The organism is Acidisoma sp. L85, from assembly GCF_009765865.1.
Classification (GTDB): domain Bacteria; phylum Pseudomonadota; class Alphaproteobacteria; order Acetobacterales; family Acetobacteraceae; genus Acidisoma.
The window spans coordinates 294,024-314,938 of sequence record NZ_LMUQ01000084.1 but is presented as its reverse complement, the minus strand read 5'-3'; the positions used below and the strand labels follow the sequence as shown (position 1 = coordinate 314,938).

Here is a 20,915-nt window from a genome sequence, read left to right as displayed (position 1 = left end):
CCATTCACTTAAGCGTCTCGACCGCCGATGAGTCGAGCTGATTCGAGACATAGTCGCTCATTACGCCGATGGCCGCGTCAACGGTGGTATTCGGATGCTGAGCGAGGGCCCCGGTCGCTTCCTGCAAGCCATGCGACCAAACAAGGTAGTCACCGGATGCCGGGCTGATCACGCCGTAGGGCAATACCTGTGCCGAGACTGCATTGTACGGGGGCGCGAAATCGACGAAAGCCGGTTCCTTGACAATCAGCTGGTTGGCGGGAACGAAACCCGCCCAATTCGCCGCATTGATCTGATTGATGTCACTCTCCATCAGCTTCACGAGCTCCCAGGCGTAGTGGGGACTCTTGGTCGACGCGGAGACCGCGAAGTCCCAGCCGCCGACCGTCGTGGCAATGTCGGGGGAATGACCGTCAACCGTTGGAATTGGCACTACTCCGGCGACCTTCGTCGCGTCCGCCCAACACGGCGAGCAGATGAGCTTCGTCCAATTTCCACCGTAGTAATTTGAGCCGAAGGTGATGGCGACCTTGCCTTGGGCGATCAGCGTTAGCGGTATGGTGACGGCGGAAGGCGAGAACAGATCACTGAGATTGGCACCCATGCCTTCGCTGTAGACCGAATGGTAGAAATCCAGCACCTCTCGCAGGCCGGGACTGTCCACGACCCATTTCTGAGTCTTTTTGTCGTAGATCGTGGGAACCGTCGAACCCGCCAGCAGATTTCCGGCGCCCTGCAGGATGCCATTGTCGCCTGAGCTTGAGCCTGCATTCAGCCATACAGGAATGATATGAGGAAGCTTCGCCTTAATCGTCCGCGCCGCGTTTAGAATGTCATTCCAATTGTGCGGCGTCCATGGCACTGGCAACCCGGCTTTTTTGAACAGATCCATGTTGTAGTAAAGTTGGGAATCATTCTCACCGGTGTTGACGGCATATGTCTTGCCTTGAAAGACCCCCTCCCCCTGAATGACCTTTGGGAACTGCTTCCACCACGCCTCATCGGCGAGATAGGAGTCCAGAGGAAGAAGATAGCCCGAGGAGGAGAACTGCCCGATCACGGGCGTTGCGATTTGCGCCACGTCAGGCGCAGTGCGCGATGAACGGTAGAGCAAGCTCAGCTTATTGGTGATGTCATCGTACCCGCCGCCAATCGGCACCAGCTGAAGGGTCGCGTCTGGAAACTTCGCCTCGAATTCGGCTTTGACCCCATTCCACCACTTCTTGGTGAGATCCTCGGTATCGAAAACATAGGTTTCACCATAGGCAACGGAGATGACCGTTTTATCCGCGGCGAGCGCGCGGCCAGAAATGCCCGAACTGCCGAGTAAACCGACACCCATAGCCAAAGCGGTAAAACTGGAGGCTAGGTGGCGAGGCTTATATTGTACCATGCGTCACTACTCCTTTTGTGGGGTGTGGCCGGGCATCACCAGCCTGTCCGGAACGGTCAATGATCGAATTTCCACCCTCGTAGTCGAAGGCGTATAAGTAATTTACGTCTAGGACTAACCCGACTTCGTCGCCGACGTTTAGTCTCAAACGACCCGGCGCGCGGCAGATGAGCTTGTTCGACGCGCAAGTGAGAGTCAGGAAGGTCTCCGCGCCCATCGACTCAACGAAATCGATGCGAGCCCGTGGGCCGGTGCAATCGGCCAGGGTATCGGCAATGATGTCCGTGGGCCTGATGCCAACTGAAACCTGTTGTGCTGAAGCATGCGTCCCCTTGATCGAAGCCCAGCTAGGCAGGCGCAGAGTCTGGCCTAACACCTCGATCCTGATACCGCTTTCGTCCTCGCTCAAATGTCCTGGCAATATGTTCATCGGTGGCGAGCCGATGAACGTTGCGACCATCATGTTCACCGGATTGTCGAAGACCTCCTGCGCGGTCCCCGCTTGCTGCAGGCGCCCCGCGAACATGACGGCGATCTTGTCCGCCATCGTCATCGCTTCGACCTGATCATGCGTGACGTAGACGGTGGTAATCTTGTACTGGCCATGCAGCCGCACCAACTCCGCGCGGACCTGGCCTCGGAGCGCGGCGTCCAGATTCGAAAGCGGTTCGTCCATGAGAAATAGCTTTGGCCGGCGCAGAAGCGCGCGACCAAGAGCCACGCGTTGTCGTTGTCCACCGGAAAGCTCACTCGGGCGCCGATCGAGTAGTGCGCTGAGGCCAAGCACTTCTGAAACTTCCAGCAGCGCCTTGTGGGTCTCCGCTTTATTCTCGCGGCGAATGCGCGGGCCGAAAGCTAGATTCCGATAAACGTTCATGTGGGGATAGAGAGCGTAGCTTTGGAAAACCATTCCGACGTCGCGCTCTCCGGGCGGCACGTCATTGACGATGCGATCGTCGAGCCGGATGATTCCGGAGGTCGGCCGCTCCAATCCCGCGAGCATTCGCAAGGATGTCGTTTTGCCACAGCCGGACGGACCGAGCAGCACCAGGAACTCGCCGTCCCTCACATCGAGCGTAAGATCCGCAACTGCGGAATGCGGCCCGAAACGCCTCCACACCTGCTCGATGCTGACAGTGGCCATATCGTTTCCAGCTACGTGGAACGTTCCACACCAAACGGTAAAGCGACCAAGGATGGGCGTCAAGATTTTTATTGTCGCGGCGTTTGCTCTCATTCGGCAGAGCGATCGATGGCTTCCCTGAGCTTCCGCAGGCCGTGCTCCGTTTGGGACTCATCGCAAGCAGCGTAGCCGAGCACCAGCCCCTGCTCAGGGTGCCCGTGCCTGTAATGCTTGGACAGTGGCAGAACATTGATCCCGAGCCGTCGCGCTTCCTCGGCGACACGCCGGTCATCCAAACCCTCCCGGAGCAAGGCGACGACCTGGATACCCGCCTCCCGGGAAATGAGCGTCAGCCGCCCCCCGAGATTCATTTCGGTTAACTCATGGAATCTCTGTCGCCGCGCCGCGTAAATCCGTCGCATGCGTTTGAGATGGCGCGTCATATGGCCCTCGGTGATGAAGTCGGCGAGGGCTGCCTGTAAGAGAAGAGGAGCGAATTGTCCTGTGGTGCTGAGGGCATGAGGGATCCGCTCGTGCAACTCGGGCGGGAGTACCATGAAGCCGAGGCGTAAGGCCGGGAACAGAATTTTGGCGAAAGTGCCGACATAGATTACCCGTCCCGATTGATCGCTGCCCTGCATGGCCGGAATCGGCTGGCCCTGGAATCGGTATTCACCATCAAAGTCATCTTCAATGACCCAGGCGTTGCTGTGTTCGGCAATTTCGAGCAAGCGCAGACGCTGCTCCATACGCATCGTGACGCCGAGCGGGTGTTGGCATGCAGGCGTCACAAAGAACAAACGCGCGGAGTGTGGCGGTTGGTCCATCTGCCAGCCGTCGAGACCGACCCGTAACGGAGCAAGTTTGGCCCCCGCCGCGACGAAGGCTGACTGCGCGCCGAAATAGCCGGGTTCCTCCATCCACACGCAGTCGCCCGGGTCGAGCAGGAGTCGCGCGAGAAGATCGAATGCCGCTTGCGCACCCGTTGTGATAACGATCTGATCTGCGGTGCAGCGCACGCCTCGCGCTGTTCTCAGATAGACCGCGACAGCCTTTCGAAGTGCCGGAAGACCGGCAACATGATAGGTTCCAAACAACGTCTCCCCCGCAAAATTCGCACGCCTTGCCAAAAGGCGGCTCCATACATTGAAAGGGAAGGAACGGGCATCCGGCATCCCAGGATGAAATGCGAATTGGCCCGGCACGCCGTGATGGACCGGCTGAGACATTATTACCTCACCGCGCAGGGACAGCCCTCGCCCCGCCGATGTTGAAGCACTTCGCGCGAATGTCGCCGCGCCAACCGGGAGATCGACCACTACCGGCCGCGCGCCGCAGCGATTGAGGAGGTAGCCCTCTGTGATGAGCTGGTCGTAAGCGGCGACCACAGTGTTGCGGGCGACACCAAGGTCGGCGGCTAAAGCGCGGGTCGAGGGCAACCCGGCACCAGGCGGCAGCACCCGGTCCTTGATCAGTGCGCTCAAGGCCCGATAAAGCTGTCGATGCAGTGATTCATCCTGCGCGCGATCGAGTGTGAGAGCATCTAGTGGAAAAGCTTGCCGCATAAGCCGCTCCGTGGCCATCGAAGCAGGATCGTGGACGTAGCAGCGTTAGTCGTCCACAGAAAACACACGCAGGGGTAGCAACTGGCTCTCTAATTCTTACCAGAACTGGCTCTGGCTGAGTCGTGGCGAGGAATAGGACGGTCTAAAATCTTAATGGGAGGCTGCGAATGAAGGGCGGATCGCATTCCGGCTTGGCACGTGCGGGCACTGCTATCGCCTTGGCCGCGACGCGCTAGAATAGTGAAAACCCACGACACACTTACAATGGCCGATTAAAGTGGCCATTAAATGCGGTCCTATCGGAAGCAGGTCGTCGCCATGAGCACGGTCAGCTATCAAGGCATCGTCAAGAGCTTCGGACCTTTCAAGGCCCTCCACTCGCTCGACTTGGCTCTTCCCGATTCCACATTCCTGGCACTCCTGGGCCCTTCAGGCTGCGGCAAGACGACCGCGCTCCGTATCCTCGCGGGGCTGGAGATGCCGACAGGTGGTCGCGTGTTGATCGGCGATAGGGATGTCACCCGGCTGCAACCGCGAGACCGCGACGTCGCTATGGTCTTCCAAAGCTACGCTCTCTATCCGCATATGACGATCGCGGAGAACATCGGATATCCGCTGAAGATTCGGAAGATCTCCGCGAGCGAGCGTGGGCTCAAGGTCACCGATGTCGCCGCCGCACTTGAGATCGACCATCTGCTCGAGCGCCATCCGCGCCATCTTTCCGGAGGCCAGCGCCAGCGAGTTGCCTTGGCGCGAGCGATCGTCCGGGATCCTGCTGCCTTTCTGATGGACGAACCACTCTCGAATCTCGATGCTCGCTTGCGCCTGACGATGCGCGGCGAAATCAAGCGGCTCTGTCAGCGGCTTGGCGCGACCACACTCTATGTAACGCATGATCAGGTCGAAGCGCTCACGATGGCCGATCTGATCGCCGTGATGAGTGCCGGAGAATTGCAGCAACTGGCCTCACCGGGCGAAATTTATGAGCGGCCCGCCAACCGCTTCGTGGCGACCTTCGTCGGAAACCCGCCTATGAATGTACTCCAGGTGGCTGTCGGCGACGGTTCCGTGCATGTCGGTGGTGTCGCCTTGAAGCTCGACACGCCACGTTTGGCCGCGTGCTCTGCGGCCAAGGTCACTGAGATTGGCCTGCGCGCGGAGGATCTGCACCTCGTCGAGTCAGGATCGGACGGGGCGCTGACGGGCGAAGTCTATGTTGTCGAGCCGATGGGCAACGAGACGCTCGTTGACGTGCGTATTGGTGGCGAGCGCCTCTCCGTTCGTGCCCATCGGGGCTTTACCGCGCCAGTCGGCTCGGCCATCGGCATCAGCTTCGACACGGCCGATGCCTGTTTCTTCAATGCCGCAAGCTTCACCGTGGTGCATCGAGCGCCAAATCACAGGGGAAAACAATGACGGGCATGGAACATCTGAAGCGTACGGTCAGCCGGCGGGCTTTGCTGCAAGGCAGCGCGGGCCTCGCGGTCGGCACAAGCCTTCTCGGCGGTCTGGGCGCGGAAACGCCGGCGAAGGCGGATAGCAAGAAAGTGGTGATCGGGGCTTTCGCCGATGGAGGTCTCACTCCCTTCAAACAGAAAATCCTGCCCCTCGCCAAGGCGGACGGGTTCGATATCCAATTCCTCGAAGACGAATACGGCGTCACGCTGGAAAAGTGGTTTGCCGACGCGCAGAGTGGTGCCGGACAATACGACCTCTATCTGCTTGACGATCCTTGGGTGCCCCAATTCGGCGCCGCGAAAGTGCTGGAGGACCTCGGGGCTGCCGGGATTGATGGAACCGACCCGGATTGGATCAGTTCAATGATCGATATGGGCTACTGGCCGCCTCGCCAAGGTCCGCGCGTCAAGGGTTTCGAGACCGCGACTCCGACCCTGATTTGCGTTCCCTTCGTCGGCGATCTGCAAACACTGACCTATCGCAATGACGTTTACACCAATGGATCGCCGGTGACGTGGGATGATGTCATCACCCAAGGCAAGGCGGGTGTTGCGGCTGGAAAGATCAAATATCCGGTCGTGTTCCGCGGCGTTTCGGGCAATCCCATTGTCACTAGCTGGTATCCGGTCTTCCTGTCGTATGGCGGGAAGTTCTTCGACGACAAGTGGAACGTGACATTCAACTCTGCCGCCGGTAAGGCGTCAGCCGAGTTCTTTGTCGGCACCATGAAGCAGAACGCACCGAAAGGCGTGGTCGAATTCGATTCTGACCAAGAAGGCGCGGCCATTCTTGGCGGCGATGCGGGGGCGGTAATTGAATATTCCGGCAATGCCCTGAAAGCGGATGATCCCACGCAAACGAAAGTTGCCGGGAAACTCGACTTCGGCATCGTACCCAAGAAGGTCTCGGCTATCTCTCAGATGGGCATCTTCATTGCCGGCATACCAAAATCCGCGCCGAATAAGGCGAATTCCATCGCCTTCCTGAAGTGGTACACGAGCAAAGAGATCCAGGCGAAACTCTCCGAGGCGGGCTCGATCCCCGTCAAGCGCAGCGCTTTCCTGATCCCCGATCCAGGGAACCGCCTGATTCCTGTGGCGCTTAAGCAGCTCGATGCCGGCTGTCTTCCCCGTCCCCGGACGCCCGATTGGGCGAAGGTCGAGGAATTGTTGGGCATTCAGCTCAACAAAGCGCTACAGGCCGGCTCAGGAGGCGGCGCGGCGCTGGATACCGCGGCGACCCAGGTGACCGCCTATCTGACCCAAGCCGGCTACTACAATTGAGCCAAAGCGTTCGACGCACGAGCCGGGAGAGACTTCAGGGGGCAGGGCTTGACCTTGCTTTGCCCTATCTCCTGCTCGCGCCGAGCGTGCTGATCGTGCTTGGCGTGTTGGTCTACCCGCTTTGGGACGGACTGCGCGCCAGCACGAAACTCTACCGCTATGGCACAGTTCTCCGCGATGTTGGTTTCCAGAATTACCTTCACCTCTGGAGCGACCAGCAGTTTCGCAATGCGCTCTGGGTGACGATACGCTTCGTCACCTTCTCGGTTGCCATCGAAACAGTGCTCGGCTTCGCGCTGGCCTTATTCTGCCTGCATGAGTTCCGTGGTATTCGACTTTTGCGCACGGCGTTGATCGTGCCCATGGTCATAACGCCTGTGGTGGTCGGCATCGTTTTCCGGCTGATCTATGCGAGCGATGTCGGCATGATCACGACGCTTTCCGAAGCCTTGGGTGGGTCGCAGGTTCAGATCCTGGGCAACCCAATGAAGGCCTTCATCGGCATCGTCGTGCTTGATGTCTGGGAGTGGACACCTCTCATGTTCCTGATCCTGCTGGCCGGGCTGCAATCCCTACCGCAGGAGCCGTTCGAGGCGGCAAGGGTCGATGGCGCCGGCGCGTGGCGTTCCTTCGTCGACCTTACCTTGCCAATGATGCGGCCTGTTCTGGCGATTGCCATCATCCTGCGCACCATTGACGCCTTCGGCACCTTCGACCAGGTTTTCGTGCTCACGCATGGTGGCCCAGGCCAGGCGACGACGCTTGTTTCACTCTATGGCTACGATACCTCCTTCAAGTTCCAACAAGTCGGATACGCTGCGGCGTTATTTGTGACGATCGGCCTGATCGTACTCGCCTTCGCACTCGCCGCCGTCCGGCTTCTTCGCAGGGTGGAACCCATATGAGGAGCCGCATTTTCAGGGCCGCGGTCGTCACCCTGCTGCTCGGCATCGTGTTTTTGCCGATCTATTGGATGGTCTCAACATCGTTCAAATCGAATGAGGAGATCACCCAGGAGACAACGCTCTATCCGCACGCGCCGTCATTCGCGAATTACGTTCATCTGTTCTCTGAGAAGGAATTTGGCGCCTACATGACCAATTCTTTGGTCGTGACCGCCGCCTCAGTCGTCATCGCACTTGTTTGCGGATCTCTCGGCGCCTATGCGATCGCCCGTTTCCGCCTGCCCTTCGAGCTGGAGCGCAAGGTTGGCGTCGGATTGCTCACTTTGAGGATCGTTCCGCCGGTTGTGATCCTGATCCCAGTCTATCTCCTGATGTTGCGCCTTCACCTGTTGAACACCTGGATTGGGTTGATCCTCACCTATACCGCCTTCAACATCACCTTCTGCGTCTGGATGATGGAGAGCTTTTTCCGCGAAATTCCGGTGGACCTGGAGGAAGCGGCCATGGTGGATGGCGATTCTCGCTTCGGCGCGTTTTGCCGTATCGCTTTGCCGCTTGCCGCACCCGGCCTGGCAGCAACCGCGATTTTCGCCGTCATCGTTACCTTCAACGAGTTTCTCTTTGCGCTGGCCCTGACCGCGACACCGCGCGCGATGACCATGCCGCGCGGCACCGCGACCTTGATCGGTCGGATCGATACCGATTGGGCTTCCATGTCGGCAGCCGGTGTTGTCGGCGCGCTGCCGATCGTCATCTTCGCGCTTCTCGTGCAGCGCCATCTGGTGCGCGGGTTGACGATGGGAGCGGTTAAGTAAGTCGCCCCCCACGGCGATGGCCATTTGCGTATTCACTGCTAGTCGCCAATAGGAACTCAATCATGAAAATCGGCATGATCACCGATAGCCTTGGCGAGCTGTCCTTCGACAACATGCTTGCCGCGGCGGCGGAGCTGAAGATCGAAACTCTCGAATTTGCCTGCGGCAACTGGTCTTCCGCGCCCCATATCAAGCTTGATGAAATGCTGGAAAGTGCCACGGCCCGCACGGAGTTCATGGCCAAGATCAAGGATCACGGCCTGACCGTCGCGGCGTTGAACTGCTCGGGAAATCCTCTGCATCCGGGGCCGACCGGAGCCCAACATCACCATATCACCGAGGGGACGATCAGGCTTGCAAGTCTTCTCGGCATCGACCGCGTCGTGATGATGTCCGGTCTTCCAGGCGGACCGGGAGACGCTAATCCTAATTGGATCGTGACCGACTGGCCGCCGGAATGTCTCGATATCCAAAATTATCAATGGAACGAGAAGCTCATTCCATATTGGCGAAACCTTGTGGGCTATGCCAATCAGCTCGGTATCCGGAAGCTGTGCCTGGAACTGCATGGCCATCAGGCCGTCTACAATGTTCATACCCTGCTGCGGCTGCGCGATGCCGTGGGAGAAACTGTTGGCGCGAATTATGATCCGAGCCACCCCATCTGGATGGGCGCGGATCCTCTGGCGGCCGTTCGCATGCTCGGCTCCGCTATCTACTATGTCCACGCGAAGGACACGCGGGTTGAGCCAATTCCCACGAGTATCGACGGCACGCTTGATGCTCGGGCGAGCACGCGGATTTCAGAGCGAAGCTGGAATTACGTCACCATCGGCTATGGACACGGGGAGACTTGGTGGCGGCAATTCTGCAGCGCCCTCAGGCTGGCGGGCTATGACGACGTTCTCTCCATCGAGCATGAGGACATGATGATGTCACCCATGGAGGGCATGCGTAAATCCGTGGAGCTTCTGCGAAAGGTCGCCATAAATCTCGCCTGACTCCCCGGCTATGGTGCATCCACAAGGCATTTGTACAGGTCCAAAACCGTCTCCGCCATCCTGAGCTGCTGCAGGATGGCCTCGTCCCGCAACCGCCGCGATACCGCTGCAAGGGCCGAGACATGGCTATTGCCGGCGTCTTCCGGGATGAGCAGCAGAAAGACCAGATCCACGGGCCGGCCATCGATGGCTTCAAAATCAATCGGCCGCGCGAGGCGGGCGAAGAGACCAAAGATCTGCGGAAAACCCTCCAGCCGCGCGTGCGGAAGGGCGAAGCCACGCCCAAGTCCTGTCGAACCTAAGCGTTCGCGCTGACCTAGAGCGGTCTGGATATCCCTCGGGTTGACAGCGAGCCGAGCAGCAACCTGCCGAGCAAGCTCCGCTAGCAGATGTTCCTTGTCGCCCGCGCGTAGATCGAGGATGACCTGCTCGGGGCGTATGATGTCAGTCAAATTCATCAGTCGTATCCATGATTTGCATCAGACCTAGTCCGTTCCACGCAGGCGATAGCCGACGCCGGTTTCGGTTAGGATATAACTTGGCTGTTCGGGATCCGGCTCGATCTTCTGTCGCAGGGCGCGAATATAGATGCGCAGATATTGCACATCTGTATCGCCTCCCCATACCTCGCGAAGGATCTGCTTGTGAGTGAGCACTTTGCCCGCATGTGCGACTAACAAACGCAGCAGATCATATTCGCGACGGGAGAAGCGAACTTCCTCGTTGCGAACCGTGACGATCCGCCGCACGATATCCACCATCAAATCACCGCTGCGGAACACCGGCCGCTCGCCGCTTTGCTGCAAGCGATGTCTCTGGGCAGCCCGAATGCGCGCGAAGAGTTCGTCGATGCCGAAGGGTTTGGTCACGTAGTCATCCGCGCCCAGGTCCAGCGCCGCGACTTTGCTTCCCTCGTCGTCGCGGCTGGATAGGACGATGATTGGAATGGACGATCCTTCATCTCTTAAGCGGCGGATGACTTCCAGTCCGTCGATGTCCGGAAGGCCGAGATCGAGCACAACGAGATCCGTGCCTTGCCGGCGCACGATGTCCAGCACGGACTCTCCATCCGCCGCCTCTGACACAGTGAAGCCCTGATTCGTGAGACCTGCCCTCAGGAAACGCAATATAGCCGGTTCGTCGTCAACGATGAGTATGCGGAGCGGGTTGGCACCTGCGATCATGCCGCGTCCTCTTCCTCTATCAATAGCTGCGTCGGGATTGGCAGTGTGATCGTGAACACCGCGCCGGATCTATCGGTTCTATTTCCGGCCACGATGGTGCCCTGCATCGACTCGACGAAACCACGGCAGATCGCGAGGCCGAGCCCTGTTCCGGCGCGCTGCCGGTCAGCACCTCGGACACGGAAGAACTTGTCGAAGACGCGCTCCAAATCTCCCGCCGGGATCCCGTCGCCTTCGTCGCGAATTTGCAGCCGCACACTCTCCCCGGCTCTCTCGGCACTGAGCCGGATTGCCGATCCGGCGGGGGAATATTTGGCCGCATTGTCCAACAGGTTGAAGAGTACTTGTTCAAACAGCACCATATCGATGTTCAGCATCGGCAACCCGGCCTGAAGGTCCACCTGCACCTCATGCGAGGACAAAATAGCCCTAGCGCGGCGCAGAACCGCGCCCACCACGTCAGACAAATCGGCTAGCCCACCCTTGAAGGCCATCAAACCCGATTCCAGTCTGGTCATATCGAGCAAGTTGCCAATGAAGCGGTTCAGTCGCTCCGCCTCCTCCTGAATGGTGCGAATCATGGCCTCGCGCTCGGCCTCACTCAAGGCGGCACGCTGGCTGCTGAGACTAGTCGCGCAGCCGAGAATGGATGCGAGCGGTGTGCGGAGGTCGTGGGAGATCGAGGTGAGCAAGGCCGAGCGCAAACGATCCGTCTCCGCCTCCAGCTTTGCCCGATCGATGTCGCGGACCAAGTTTACACGCTCGATCGCGAGTGCCGCCTGATCGGAGAGTGCGTCCAGCAGCCGTCGCTGGTCCGGGGTGAAGAGCGAGCCCGCCTCATCACGGTCGATCCCAAGCACACCCACGGCGCCACGCCCCGTCTGCATGGGCAGGAACAACCGCTTGCCGCCCGGCAAAGTATCGGCGCCCCGACCCGCGGCGCGATTGTGCTGCCACGCCCATTTGGCCGCCGCCAGATCAGCATCGCCCAGACTGTCCTCTGGAGGAAAACCGGCTTGCACGCTGAGCCCCTCTGGCGGCATGGGCAGCAGCAAGACCACTCGCACTTTCAGCATGAGCGCGACCTGATGAACTGTTGCCCACAACACGTCATCGAGAGATGCCGCACCCGCAAGCTTGCGGCTGAACTGATATAGTTCCTCGGTAGTCTGGGCGCGCCCGCGGGCAGAAACAGTCTGAGCGCGCATGCGCGAAGTCAGATTGCTCGCGACAACAGCGACCACGGCGAAAACGCTCAGCGTGATGACGTTTTCCGGATTGTCGATGGTGAATGTATAGAGCGGCGGCAGAAAGAAAAAGTTATAAGCGAGCGCGCTGAGGAGGCAGGCGAGCAGCGAGGCCGATAGGCCGTAAAGCACGGCGCTCGCCAAAACGCCCATGAGGAAGATCAGCGCGACACTGGAAACCCCGAGGAATTGCCGAAGGAGCAATGCCACCGCCAGCGCGCCAGCGACCGCGCAGACGCTTCCAGCCCAGCCGCTCGGCTCGAGCCGGCGTCCTGATGTCCAGAGCTTGAAAGCGTCTTCGCGTTTGCTCTCACCGGCTTTCGTGTCGTTGGTGAGTACATGCACGTGGATCCCGCCCGCGCGGCCGATGATGCGCTGGGCGGTGGAGCCGAACAGTAACTCCGTCCATCGCGCGCGCTTTGCCGTGGAGACGATGATATGGGTGAAGTTGTTTGTGCGCGCATAGCCCACCACGGTCGCGGCGATATCCGTACCCGGAATCGTCACCGTCTCGCCGCCAAGACGTTCAGCAAGCCGCAGGGCTTCGGCAATATTGGTTTGCTGCGCAGTCTCCTGGCGGCCGCCGCGTGCCGTCTCGACATGGATTGCCGTCCAGGGCCCGCGCACTTTGTCGGCGAGACGCCGCGCTTGGCGGACGAGCGCCGTGCTGTCGGCCGCGCCATCGATGCAGACGAGCAAACGTTCGCTGGCCGCCCAGGGGCCACTGATCGCGTGGCTGCGCATATAGTCGACCATCTGCTCATCGACACGCTGCGCGGTGCGTCGAAGCGCGAGTTCCCTCAAGGCCGTCAGGTTCCCGGCCGTGAAGTAATGCTTGACCGCACTCTCCGCCTGTTGCGGCAGATAGACCTTGCCATCCTTCAGACGCTGGATCAGGTCCTGAGGCGTGAGGTCAATGACCTCGACATCGTCGGCCCGGTCGATGATCGAATCCGGTACCGTCTCACGCACCCGAACGCGGGTGATGCCGGCGACCACGTCATTGAGGCTTTCGACATGCTGAATATTGAGCGTGGAATAGACATCGATACCGGCTGTGAGCAGCTCTTCCACGTCCAGGTAGCGCTTCGGATGACGGCTCCCGGCAGCATTTGTATGAGCGAGCTCATCGACCAGAACCAAGCGCGGGTGGCGCGCCAGAATGGCATCGAGATCCATCTCATCGACAACGCGCCCGCGATATTCGATTTCCCGGCGCGGTATCGCCTCCAGCCCCTCGACCAAGGCCAGAGTTTCCTTGCGGCCATGCGTCTCGACCACACCGATCACGACATCCACGCCGTCGCGCCGCTTGGCTTGTGCCGTGAGAAGCATTTCATAGGTCTTGCCAACGCCTGGGGCGGCGCCGAGGAAGATCTTGAGCCGCCCACGCCCTTCCCGCTGTGCTTCGGCGAGCAGGGCGTCAGGCGAGGGCCGCTCGTCCCGTTCCATCATAGGCCAGCCTCAGTGGTGGTAGCGCTCGGCTTTGCCGGCGCCACGATCAGACGATAGCCGATCTGCCGTTCCGCCTCTATGCGCGCGGCGCTTTCGGAAGTCATCCCCAGCTTCGCACGCAACCGGCGCACTAGCCCTCGGACCCGGCCCATGCGATCGGGCCGGTCGGTTCCCCAGACCCGTCGCAGTAAGTCGCCGAGAAGAACGACGTTGCCTAGCTCCTCCACAAGCATGCGAAGGATCGCGAACTCCTTTTCGCTCAAGCGCGTATCGCGGCCACCCAGGCGAACCCGCCAGCGAACGCAATCGATTTCCAGCCGATCCGCGCGGATCGTCGTGGCCTGGCCGCGTTGCGCCAAGGCATGCCGCACGAGTTTGCGGAGCCGCGCGGCCAGTTCGTCCATCAGAAACGGCTTGCTCATGCAATCATCCGCGCCGGCATCCAAGGCTTCCACGGTCGCGGCATCGTCACGACCGGCAACCAGCATCAGGAGCGGAAGTCCGAGGTCACGGCGGATCGTATCGACCAATTCGAGCCCGCCCATGTCCGGCAGATCGCCGCCGATGATGACCACATCGGGCCGGCTGGCCGCGATCAGCGACAGGACCGCCGACGCCGATGTGCGCACCTCCACCTGAAACCCCCGGGCCGGCAACCCTCTGCCAAGCAGCCGGCCGATGGCGGGGTCAGTATCGGCGACGAGGACGCGACGCCAAGGCGAGAGACCAACATGGGAGACCTGCCCTGAGACTGTTTCCTTCCGAGACGTAACCACCATTAGCCTTTGCCGAGTGCATCCAGGGCGAGGTTGAGGTTAAGGACGTTGACATGGGGCTCGCCGATCAGGCCGAAGAGGCGGCCGGTGATGTGCTGAGTGACCAGTTGCCGCACCTGATCTTCGGAGAGATGGCGGGCCTTGGCCACCCGCGGAACCTGGAACAGCGCTCCGGCAGGCGTAATCTCGGGATCAAGACCACTGGCGGAGGCCGTGACGAGATCCACCGGCACAGGCACGGAGGGGTTCTCGGCTCCCAGTGTCTTAGCGTCGCCCTTGACCCGGTCGATGAGTGGCTTGGCGGTCGGGCCGTAATTCGCGCCGCCGGAATTCGCCGCGTTGTACGGCTGGGCGATCGTCTTCGTGGGATCCTTCGGGTCGGTGCCGCTGGTGGCGGAGAGACGGCCGTGGAAATAGCCCGCGCCGACGAAGTTCTGTCCGATCAGCGAGGAGCCAATCACCTTGCCGTCGCGCTCGATCAGGCTGCCATTGGCTTGATGCGGGAAGACGGTTTCAGCGATGCCGGTTATCGCCAGCGGATAGGCGAGACCCGTGATCGCCGTCAGAGCGACGATCATGAGGATGGCGGGTCGAATCTGGTTCAACATTGGTGTGTTCCCAAATCACCGGCCTCAAGCGAGGCCGATGGTGGTGATGAGAAGGTCGATCAGCTTGATGCCGATAAACGGAACGATGATGCCGCCTAAGCCATAGATCAGCAGGTTGCGGCGAAGCACCGAAGCGGCACCGACGGGGCGATAGGTGACGCCACGCAATGCGAGCGGGATGAGAACCACGATGATCAGCGCATTGAAGATGATCGCCGAGAGGATGGCGCTTTGCGGTGTTGCCAGATGCATCACGTTCAACGCCCGCAGATTGGGGTAGAAAGCGAGGAACATCGCGGGGATGATGGCGAAATACTTTGCGACATCGTTGGCGATCGAGAAGGTCGTCAGCGCACCGCGCGTCATCAGCAGCTGCTTGCCGATGCCGACAATCTCGATCAGCTTCGTGGGGTCGCTGTCCAGATCGACCATATTGCCCGCTTCGCGCGCCGCCATTGTGCCGGTGTTCATGGCGACACCGACATCCGCCTGGGCCAAGGCCGGCGCATCATTCGTGCCGTCGCCGCACATTGCGACAAGCTTGCCCTGCGCCTGCTCGTCGCGAATGAGCTTGAGCTTCATCTCCGGCGTCGCCTGGGCAAGGAAATCATCCACCCCCGCTTCCGCCGCGATGGCAGCGGCGGTCAGCGGATTGTCGCCGGTGATCATCACCGTGCGGATGCCCATCTGCCGTAGCTCAGCAAAACGCTCGCGGATACCGCCTTTGACGATGTCCTTGAGGTGAATGACGCCGAGCAGCTTGCCGTCCCGCGCCACGCCCAGCGGCGTGCCACCGGCCTTGGCGATGCGTTCGGCCTTCTCCGTGAGATCGCGCACAGCGGCATCCGTGGCGCTGCTCCGCACCGCTTCCGCGACACCGCCCGCGGAACGGCCGGCAGGTGCCGCCATCTGCGGCTTGGCGACATAGGCCAGAATGGCATCCACGGCGCCCTTGCGGATCGAAGACGTGCCGATGTCGATGCCGCTGATGCGCGTCTGCGCGGTGAACGGAATGAAGGACGCTTCGAGCGGCGCCATGTCCCGGCCGCGAATGCCGTAGCGCTCCTTCGCCAGCACGACGATCGAACGGCCCTCGGGGGTCTCATCGGATAGCGAGGCGAGTTGCGCCGCATCCGCGAGTTCCAGCTCCGTCACGCCATTGACCGGAACGAATTCGGAGGCCTGGCGATTGCCCAGAGTGATGGTGCCGGTTTTGTCGAGCAGCAGCGTATCCACGTCTCCGGCCGCCTCCACCGCGCGGCCGGATTTGGCCAGCACGTTGAAGCGGATGAGGCGGTCCATGCCCGCGATTCCGATCGCCGATAGCAACGCGCCGATCGTCGTCGGAATGAGGGTGACGAACAGCGCCACCAGAACGACCACCGAGATCGAACCGCCGGCGTATTTCGCGAAGCTTGGGATCGTCGCTGTGGCGAAGACAAAGATGATGGTCAGGCCGGCCAGCAGGATATTCAGCGCGATCTCGTTCGGGGTCTTCTGGCGTTGCGCACCTTCGACCAGGGCGATCATGCGATCTAGGAAGGTCGAGCCCTGGGCTGCGGTGATGCGGACCTTGATCTGGTCCGAGAGCACCCGGGTGCCGCCCGTCACCGCGGAACGGTCTCCGCCGCTCTCACGAATGACGGGTGCCGATTCGCCGGTGATCGCGGATTCGTCGACCGATGCTATGCCTTCGACGACCTCGCCATCGCTGGGGATGAGATCGCCGGCCTCGACCTGCACCAGGTCGCCGATCGCGAGTGCCGACGCCGCGACCTCGTCCCAGGCTCCGGTATTGGCACGCAGGCGCTTCGCGGTGGTTTCGGTGCGCGCCTTGCGCAGGGTCGCCGCCTGCGCCTTGCCGCGTCCCTCGGCGACCGCCTCGGCGAAGTTCGCGAAGAGCACGGTGATCCAGAGCCAAAGAACGATCTGGAAGGTGAAGCCGAGCCGTGCACCGCCCGTGAAAAGATCACGCAGGAGCAGAACTGTCGTCAGAGTCGCCACAACCTCGACCACGAACATGACGGGATTGCGAATCATCAGGCGCGGGTGAAGCTTGCGGAACGTGTCGCCGACAGCCGGCACCAGGATCGCCGGATCGAGCAGGGACGCCGCGGCGCCGCGCTGCCTTTGGTTGGTGTCCATTGGAAATTCCTAGGTCTGGATCAGTAAGTGACGCCGGCATGCATCGCGAAGTGCTCGACAATCGGGCCGAGTGCGAGCGCCGGGAAGAAGGTCAGTCCGCCCACGATGAGGATGGTTCCGATGACCAGCCCGACGAAGAGTCCGCCATGGGTGGGGAAAGTACCCGCGGATGCCGGAGCGATTTTCTTGGCGGCGAGCGCGCCGGCTACGGCCATCATCGGCACGATGAACAGGAAACGCCCCATTAGCATGGCGATCCCCAGGGTAACGTTCCAGAACGGGACGTTGGCGCTGAGGCCGGCAAACGCGCTGCCGTTATTGCCGGTGGCTGAGGTATAGGCGTACAGCGCCTCGCTGAAGCCATGCGGCCCCGCATTCTCCATTGCGCCAGTCCCCACGGGAAGCACCACAGCCAGCGCCGTGAAGCCTAGCATCGAGAGCGGCAGGATCAGGATGGCCAGCATGGACATCTTGACTTCCTTGGCCTCGATTTTCTTGCCGAGATATTCGGGCGTGCGCCCTACCATCAGCCCCGCCACGAAGACCGCGACGATCGCGAAGGCGAGCATGCCGTAAAGACCCGAACCGACACCGCCGAAGATGATCTCGCCCAGCATGATATTGACCATGGGCACCATACCCGCGAGGGGCAGAAGACTGTCATGCGTGTTGTTGATCGCGCCGCAGGACGCATCCGTCGTGATTGTGGTGAACAAGGCGGAGTTGGCGATGCCGAACCTGACCTCCTTGCCCTCCATGTTCCCACCCGTCTGCAGGGCGCTTGCCGCACTATCGATATGCAGCGCCGCGAAGGCCGGGTTGCCGCCTGCCTCGACCGGATAGGTCACGAAGACGCCGACAAGGAAAAGCACGCCCATGATGGCGAAGATGGCCCAGCCCTGACGCTGGTCGCGGATCATGCGGCCGAAGACATTGGTGAGTGACGCACCGATCGCGAAGATCAGCAGCATCTGAACCAGGTTGGTCAGCGCAGTGGGATTCTCAAAGGGATGTGAGGAATTCGCATTGAAGAAGCCGCCGCCATTGGTGCCGAACATCTTGATCGCCTCTTGCGAGGCAACGGGTCCCTGCGCGATAACCTGCTGCGCGCCCTCGAGCGTGGTCGCATTGGTATAGGCATGCAGGTTCTGCGGCACGCCCTGCCAAACGAAGAACAGCGCGGCGACAATGGCAACCGGCAGCAGCACATAGAGGGTACAGCGGGTCATATCGACCCAGAAGTTCCCGATCGTAGAGGCCGAGCGCCTCGCAAACCCGCGAATCAGCGCGATCGCAAGTGCGATGCCGGTCGCGGCCGAGAGGAAGTTGTGCACGGTCAGCCCGGCCATCTCCACGAGATAGCTCATCGTGGTTTCTGGCGTGTAGGACTGCCAGTTGGTATTGGTGATAAAGCTGATTGAGGTGTTGAAGGCGAGGTCCGTATCGACCGGGCCTAATTTCGCGGGGTTGAAGGGCAGCGAGGCCTGAAGCCGCTGCAGCGCATAAAGCGATAGGAAGCCGGCAACGCTGAAAAACAGCATCGCTACCGCATAGGTCACCCAATGCTGTTCCTGATCCTCGCGAACACCGCAGAGGCGATAGAGGCCAATCTCAATCGGCCGCAGAACGGGCGTCAGGAAAGTGCGCTCGCCGTTGAAGACACGAGTCATATAGCCGCCGAGCGGCTTCACGATCAGAATAAGCAGCACGCAGAAAAGCGCGATCTGCATCCATCCGTTGATGGTCATGATGGGCTCCTCAGAATCGCTCGGGCCGGATCAGGGCATAAACGAGATAGACGAGCAGGCCGATCGTCACGGCCCCCCCAAGGGTGTAATCAAAAATCATGTCACGATTCTCACAGATGATCGCAGGCCGTCGTGTACCAGACGGCAATGACAAAGAAGGCGCACCCGCCAACCAGATAGATAACGTCCAGCATTTAAAGCTCCACAAACCGGTTCCGGACCTTGTCCGGGCGAGGCGGGCCTATGCGCTATAGCCACGCGCATAGGCCTACGACCGAGAACCATTCTCCGGTTATAAGGAATTAGAGCCTAAACCGGCATATAAATGCGAGGCGTGGCACGATCGCTACTTATATAAATCTGATATAAACGCGCAATTTCGTAATACTCTGGCTGATCCATTTATTTCTATATGAAGACGCTATACTGCCGTGCCGCGACCACCATCGAAATCCTATGGAACCGGTTCCATACTATGGGCCGTAAGCCTTCCCGTTGGTCGTCTCCCTATCTCTTCGATGCGAAGGCATGAACCACGAAGTGATCGGCGAGATGCATAGCCGGTAGGCGCAACCCTTACTCGGGCGCGGTGTCGAGATCAGAGTCGGGGTTTCCCCAGCCAAGAATCGCTTGCCCGGGCCTACGGCCCAGGGCCGCCGCGATTTCATTCCGTTCAACATCGAAAGCTTGCTTGAGAGTATGTCTGATCATGAGTGAACCGAACCTTCAATTTGTCATCCCGACGAATCGCCTGCGCGATGTCGGTGAGACCGTCGAGGCCTATGACGATAACTTCTGGCGGAACGGGCAAACCGCGCCGATCGTCATCTTCGATGACTCGTCCGTCGCCAATCACGAGAAATATTTCGCTTCGTTGGAGCATACGAAAACCTTTAACCCACTCTTTTATGTCGGCCCGGCGGAAAAAGAGCAGTTCGTCAGCTATATCTGCCGTCGCCTCAGGGACAAAAAGCTTGACGTGCTCGTCCGCAATCTGTTCCGCCCGAGCTATGGCGGCAATCGTAACTTCAGCCTGATGTATAGCCTCGGCGACCTCCTTGTCAGCGCGGATGATGACATGAGGCCCTACGCGCTGATCGAAGACAGCCCGGAGTCGCTCGGCGAAAATGAGATGAGCCGGGGAAAGTTACTAAGGCGAGGTTCGAACGGCCATACGAAGAAGTCCTTCGACATCCTCCGCTCGTTTCGGGACATCCTGGGTAAGACGGTTTCAGAAGCACCCGCCAACTATGAACGCGGCGAGCTCCTCGTCGATAGCAGTATGGACCTCGAGTCCAATACGTCTCTCGGCTTCTCAAGAGAAAACTCACTCATTCTTCAGCCCGCGAAGCTCTCTCGCACCGCCGTCGTCAAAATGGCACAGACATTCAGGACCGGCACCAATGACGTCGATGCCGTCGATTATATCGACATGTTCCTTGAGGACGAGAATGAGACCGATGCCGAAGCTCTCAATGATACCTATGTTCTGGTGAATTTTCGTCCCTGCCTGACGAACAAGAACTGGCGCATGGATTGCGGCGTCGCGGGCTACGACAACCTCAGCGGGCTTCCGCCCTTCTTTCCTACACGCCTCAGGTTCGAGGACTACATATACCGATTGTGGATCCAGCAGCCGCACATAACCGCCGCACACGTGGATTCCGCACAGACTCACATCAAGAGCAACTATATGCGCAATCCATTGGCATCTGAGGTATTCAACGAAGCGATTTGCGGTCTTCTGAAAAGAAAAATTCGCAACAGCCTGAGGAAAACCGACGAGCTCGCCATAGCCTTCGACTACGATGGCGCTGTCACGCTGCAAGATACAGAGGAGATTTTGGATGGTGCCGTTCGGCTACATGCCCGCGTAATGGCGGCACAGCAGCACGCGAATTCCACAGAGCGGCGAGAGGCCCTCGGACTATTTGCGGCGAGCCTATCCCGGGCATTTTATGATTTCGAGCCAGATTTCTTCCAACAGAACGTGAGTCGCATTGTAGACGATGAAATCGGGCTCATAAGATCTTCTCTCGAGATTTGGCCCACGTTGCTCGAGATTGTGTATTTCCAGAAGAATTGCCGGACTCTTCCGATACGGCGAGTTAAGAACAAGGAACGAAACAGCAGCCGTCAGGCTGCCTAAGGGTAGATGCAAAAGTCGCATACGGCAGCTCGTCAGCGGTCGTGATGCCCATATGAAGGC

The 20,915-nt window shown here is 60.0% G+C and carries 17 protein-coding genes; 6 read left to right on the top strand and 11 right to left on the bottom strand.

Annotated features, from left to right (window positions below; genetic code table 11):
• Positions 1 to 4: 4 nt before the first annotated feature.
• The 3 genes from GSQ83_RS29290 to GSQ83_RS29280 form a co-directional block, all read right to left on the bottom strand.
• A complete protein-coding gene (locus GSQ83_RS29290) occupies positions 5 to 1,393 on the bottom strand; it encodes an ABC transporter substrate-binding protein (RefSeq protein WP_158806602.1) in 1,389 nt (462 codons plus the stop codon).
• On the bottom strand, positions 1,380 to 2,537 hold the full coding sequence (locus GSQ83_RS29285) for an ABC transporter ATP-binding protein (RefSeq protein WP_158806601.1): 1,158 nt from the start codon (positions 2,535 to 2,537) through the stop codon (positions 1,380 to 1,382). The genes GSQ83_RS29290 and GSQ83_RS29285 overlap by 14 nt, the downstream gene beginning before the upstream one ends.
• Positions 2,538 to 2,626: 89 nt before the next feature.
• Positions 2,627 to 4,081 carry a PLP-dependent aminotransferase family protein gene (locus GSQ83_RS29280; protein ID WP_158806600.1) on the bottom strand — a complete coding sequence of 485 codons (1,455 nt, stop codon included), beginning with the start codon at positions 4,079 to 4,081 and terminating at the stop codon, positions 2,627 to 2,629.
• Positions 4,082 to 4,399: 318 nt separating this feature from the next.
• Here GSQ83_RS29280 and GSQ83_RS29275 point away from each other — a divergent pair, with 318 nt between their 5' ends.
• From GSQ83_RS29275 to GSQ83_RS29255, 5 genes are all read left to right on the top strand, one after another.
• Positions 4,400 to 5,497 (top strand): ABC transporter ATP-binding protein, encoded by a 1,098-nt coding sequence (locus GSQ83_RS29275; protein ID WP_158806599.1) that lies wholly within the window; start codon positions 4,400 to 4,402, stop codon positions 5,495 to 5,497.
• A complete protein-coding gene (locus GSQ83_RS29270) occupies positions 5,494 to 6,822 on the top strand; it encodes an extracellular solute-binding protein (RefSeq protein WP_158806598.1) in 1,329 nt (442 codons plus the stop codon). Before GSQ83_RS29275 ends, GSQ83_RS29270 begins: the two co-directional genes overlap by 4 nt.
• Positions 6,819 to 7,727, top strand: a complete 909-nt coding sequence (locus tag GSQ83_RS29265; RefSeq protein ID WP_158806597.1) for a carbohydrate ABC transporter permease — start codon at positions 6,819 to 6,821, stop codon at positions 7,725 to 7,727. Before GSQ83_RS29270 ends, GSQ83_RS29265 begins: the two co-directional genes overlap by 4 nt.
• The gene (locus tag GSQ83_RS29260) at positions 7,724 to 8,542 is read left to right on the top strand and encodes a carbohydrate ABC transporter permease (RefSeq protein WP_158806596.1); all 819 of its coding nucleotides are present in this window, start codon (positions 7,724 to 7,726) and stop codon (positions 8,540 to 8,542) included. Before GSQ83_RS29265 ends, GSQ83_RS29260 begins: the two co-directional genes overlap by 4 nt.
• A 62-nt stretch (positions 8,543 to 8,604) precedes the next feature.
• Positions 8,605 to 9,543: a sugar phosphate isomerase/epimerase gene (locus tag GSQ83_RS29255; RefSeq protein WP_158806595.1), complete on the top strand. Its 939-nt coding sequence runs from the start codon at positions 8,605 to 8,607 to the stop codon at positions 9,541 to 9,543.
• Positions 9,544 to 9,551: 8 nt separating this feature from the next.
• On the opposite strand, the gene GSQ83_RS29250 is transcribed toward GSQ83_RS29255, so the two are convergent.
• The 8 genes from GSQ83_RS29250 to GSQ83_RS29215 are packed head-to-tail and all read right to left on the bottom strand — an operon-like array spanning position 9,552 to position 18,806.
• Positions 9,552 to 10,001: a PTS sugar transporter subunit IIA gene (locus tag GSQ83_RS29250; protein ID WP_158806594.1), complete on the bottom strand. Its 450-nt coding sequence runs from the start codon at positions 9,999 to 10,001 to the stop codon at positions 9,552 to 9,554.
• A 27-nt stretch (positions 10,002 to 10,028) separates the two neighbouring features.
• Positions 10,029 to 10,727: a response regulator transcription factor gene (locus GSQ83_RS29245; protein ID WP_174246751.1), complete on the bottom strand. Its 699-nt coding sequence runs from the start codon at positions 10,725 to 10,727 to the stop codon at positions 10,029 to 10,031.
• The gene (locus GSQ83_RS29240) at positions 10,724 to 13,429 is read right to left on the bottom strand and encodes a sensor histidine kinase KdpD (protein ID WP_158806593.1); all 2,706 of its coding nucleotides are present in this window, start codon (positions 13,427 to 13,429) and stop codon (positions 10,724 to 10,726) included. Before GSQ83_RS29240 ends, GSQ83_RS29245 begins: the two co-directional genes overlap by 4 nt.
• Positions 13,426 to 14,208: a response regulator transcription factor gene (locus tag GSQ83_RS29235; protein WP_158806592.1), complete on the bottom strand. Its 783-nt coding sequence runs from the start codon at positions 14,206 to 14,208 to the stop codon at positions 13,426 to 13,428. The genes GSQ83_RS29240 and GSQ83_RS29235 overlap by 4 nt, the downstream gene beginning before the upstream one ends.
• Positions 14,208 to 14,813, bottom strand: a complete 606-nt coding sequence (locus GSQ83_RS29230) for a K(+)-transporting ATPase subunit C (protein WP_158806591.1) — start codon at positions 14,811 to 14,813, stop codon at positions 14,208 to 14,210. The genes GSQ83_RS29235 and GSQ83_RS29230 overlap by 1 nt, the downstream gene beginning before the upstream one ends.
• Positions 14,814 to 14,837: 24 nt before the next feature.
• Positions 14,838 to 16,958 (bottom strand): potassium-transporting ATPase subunit KdpB, encoded by a 2,121-nt coding sequence (gene kdpB, locus GSQ83_RS29225; RefSeq protein ID WP_158806590.1) that lies wholly within the window; start codon positions 16,956 to 16,958, stop codon positions 14,838 to 14,840.
• 20 nt (positions 16,959 to 16,978) lie between these two features.
• Positions 16,979 to 18,706 carry a potassium-transporting ATPase subunit KdpA gene (gene kdpA / locus GSQ83_RS29220; RefSeq protein WP_158806589.1) on the bottom strand — a complete coding sequence of 576 codons (1,728 nt, stop codon included), beginning with the start codon at positions 18,704 to 18,706 and terminating at the stop codon, positions 16,979 to 16,981.
• Positions 18,707 to 18,716: 10 nt separating this feature from the next.
• On the bottom strand, positions 18,717 to 18,806 hold the full coding sequence (locus GSQ83_RS29215) for a K(+)-transporting ATPase subunit F (RefSeq protein WP_158806588.1): 90 nt from the start codon (positions 18,804 to 18,806) through the stop codon (positions 18,717 to 18,719).
• Between the two features lie 609 nt (positions 18,807 to 19,415).
• Between GSQ83_RS29215 and GSQ83_RS29210 the strand changes: the two genes are divergently transcribed.
• Positions 19,416 to 20,855 (top strand): hypothetical protein, encoded by a 1,440-nt coding sequence (locus GSQ83_RS29210; protein ID WP_158806587.1) that lies wholly within the window; start codon positions 19,416 to 19,418, stop codon positions 20,853 to 20,855.
• Positions 20,856 to 20,915: the final 60 nt, after the last annotated feature.

Coding starts and splice junctions, on each gene's coding strand:
- GSQ83_RS29290 (WP_158806602.1), bottom strand. CDS start 1,393: ATGGTACAATATAAGCCTCGCCACCTAGCCTCCAGTTTTACCGCTTTG.
- GSQ83_RS29285 (WP_158806601.1), bottom strand. CDS start 2,537: ATGGCCACTGTCAGCATCGAGCAGGTGTGGAGGCGTTTCGGGCCGCAT.
- GSQ83_RS29280 (WP_158806600.1), bottom strand. CDS start 4,081: ATGCGGCAAGCTTTTCCACTAGATGCTCTCACACTCGATCGCGCGCAG.
- GSQ83_RS29275 (WP_158806599.1), top strand. CDS start 4,400: ATGAGCACGGTCAGCTATCAAGGCATCGTCAAGAGCTTCGGACCTTTC.
- GSQ83_RS29270 (WP_158806598.1), top strand. CDS start 5,494: ATGACGGGCATGGAACATCTGAAGCGTACGGTCAGCCGGCGGGCTTTG.
- GSQ83_RS29260 (WP_158806596.1), top strand. CDS start 7,724: ATGAGGAGCCGCATTTTCAGGGCCGCGGTCGTCACCCTGCTGCTCGGC.
- GSQ83_RS29255 (WP_158806595.1), top strand. CDS start 8,605: ATGAAAATCGGCATGATCACCGATAGCCTTGGCGAGCTGTCCTTCGAC.
- GSQ83_RS29250 (WP_158806594.1), bottom strand. CDS start 10,001: ATGAATTTGACTGACATCATACGCCCCGAGCAGGTCATCCTCGATCTA.
- GSQ83_RS29245 (WP_174246751.1), bottom strand. CDS start 10,727: ATGATCGCAGGTGCCAACCCGCTCCGCATACTCATCGTTGACGACGAA.
- GSQ83_RS29240 (WP_158806593.1), bottom strand. CDS start 13,429: ATGATGGAACGGGACGAGCGGCCCTCGCCTGACGCCCTGCTCGCCGAA.
- GSQ83_RS29235 (WP_158806592.1), bottom strand. CDS start 14,208: ATGGTGGTTACGTCTCGGAAGGAAACAGTCTCAGGGCAGGTCTCCCAT.
- GSQ83_RS29230 (WP_158806591.1), bottom strand. CDS start 14,813: ATGTTGAACCAGATTCGACCCGCCATCCTCATGATCGTCGCTCTGACG.
- kdpB (WP_158806590.1), bottom strand. CDS start 16,958: ATGGACACCAACCAAAGGCAGCGCGGCGCCGCGGCGTCCCTGCTCGAT.
- kdpA (WP_158806589.1), bottom strand. CDS start 18,706: ATGACCATCAACGGATGGATGCAGATCGCGCTTTTCTGCGTGCTGCTT.
- GSQ83_RS29215 (WP_158806588.1), bottom strand. CDS start 18,806: ATGATTTTTGATTACACCCTTGGGGGGGCCGTGACGATCGGCCTGCTC.
- GSQ83_RS29210 (WP_158806587.1), top strand. CDS start 19,416: ATGAGTGAACCGAACCTTCAATTTGTCATCCCGACGAATCGCCTGCGC.